The organism is Candidatus Symbiopectobacterium sp. NZEC135 (assembly GCF_025962695.1).
This window is the reverse complement of sequence record NZ_JAGFPF010000395.1, coordinates 1-1560: the sequence shown is the minus strand read 5'-3', so window position 1 is coordinate 1560 and position 1560 is coordinate 1. Positions and strand designations below refer to the sequence as shown.

Below are 1560 nucleotides of genomic sequence, written 5' to 3'. Positions count from 1 at the left end.
ATAAGCTAACCTGGTGCTGAAAACAACAGTCTCCCGGATCGGGATAAAAATAACGACTCGTGTTAATGCACCAGTGGCGCTATATGCAGTGGAATAATTAACATGACGAAATTGCGTTTAACATCTCTCACATTATTGATGTCTCTGTCAGCATTTGCCAACACCGTATACGCTGAGGTTGCAGAAGCACCGTCTACGGTATCAGCCCATTATCGGGTACCATCCAGTACAACCGTCTTGCAACCGGGAGAGAAAGTAGCCAACCTGTTTAATCTGAACATGCAGGGCGGGTATGTACTGCAAAGACTGACGCAACAAACGTATTGGTTCCAGTCCGGCTTTTACGCGACCATTTTCTATGTAGGCGATAACGGTGTGCTGCTGTTCGATCCACTAGAAGGCCATGCAAAACAACTGTTAACTGCCATACAGTCTGTAACGAAAAAACCAATAACGGCTATCGTATATTCGCACGACCATGCGGATCACATCGCGGATACGCCAGTGTTGCTTGCTGAGCTAAAAGGACAACCTCACCCGCCACGGCTGATTGCCTCAAGTGCAACTGCCGAGAAAATGATCCGGCTTAACAGTTCATTACCGCGTCCGACAGAGGTCGTAAGCTGGCCGAATGGCAGTTTCACCTTCGAAAAGCTTACGGTTCAACTTTACGGTTTTGAGCACGCCGCGCACACAGAGGACCATGCAGCCTGGTTGCTGAAAAATGAACGCATACTCCATGCGCCGGATCTGCTCAATCCCGATCAGCCGCCATTTTGGAATTTCGCTGGCTCAGAACGTTTTACATACCTTGAGCAGAATATTAAGCAAGCCGACAGTCTGCCTTGGGACTACTTCAGCGGCGGACATGGTAATATCGGTTCACATGATGATTTCTTTTTTCATCTGAAATTTATTGGCGATCTCAAAACCGCAGTGTCGAAAGCGATGAAGGCAGTCCCGTTTGGCGGGCGTAGATACAAAAGCGATCAATGCTCATACGGTAATGCTTCCCTCCTGGTATGGCGAAATAGCACGACGCGCAACGGAAGAATTGCGTCCCGTTTATGGAAAATATTATGGTTTTGAAACAGCTACGCCAGCCAATGCACAGATGGTTGCCGAATATTTCCTGAGCTATCGCTAAATTAACGCGTTGACCCGTATGGTGATCGGTAAGTTAGCCACCTCACGATTAACAGAACGGGTCATTGCTCCTGCTTTATACATCTTTTTGTCCAGACGCCGCGAACTATAAGAACCGGCTTTGCCGCAGGCAAATAAGCGAATCAGGCCTCCAGCAAACGTGGCAGATAGTGCGCCACGTCGACCGTTTCAATATTGTGACGCGCATTAAAGGTGTTCGCCTTGTTCCACCACATGCCGTCGCCCAATGCGAAGGCGGCACGGTAGCGCACCATGACGTTATCGGGTGCAAGAGCGAGATCGGCATGCAATTTGTCCAGCGTCCACAGCGTCTTCTCGAACGTCTGGCCGGTGATGCGCTCGATGACATCGGCCAACTCACCGTATGAAATCGTGTCCCCGGCAACGAATACC

Annotated in this window: 1 protein-coding gene and 1 pseudogene; one reads left to right on the top strand and one right to left on the bottom strand. The window is 49.5% G+C overall.

Annotation, left to right across the window (positions count from 1 at the left end; all coding sequences use genetic code 11):
* The first annotated feature begins 102 nt into the window (after positions 1–102).
* Positions 103–1089 (top strand): MBL fold metallo-hydrolase, encoded by a 987-nt coding sequence (locus J5224_RS27205; RefSeq protein WP_264628264.1) that lies wholly within the window; start codon positions 103–105, stop codon positions 1087–1089.
* Positions 1090–1289: 200 nt separating this feature from the next.
* Here the strand turns inward: J5224_RS27205 and J5224_RS27200 are convergent.
* Positions 1290–1560, bottom strand: a pseudogene (locus J5224_RS27200) (aromatic alcohol reductase); the annotation flags it as partial.

What these genes read in the sequence shown, in the direction of transcription:
- J5224_RS27205 (WP_264628264.1), top strand. Translation starts at nt 103, where the DNA reads ATGACGAAATTGCGTTTAACATCTCTCACATTATTGATGTCTCTGTCA.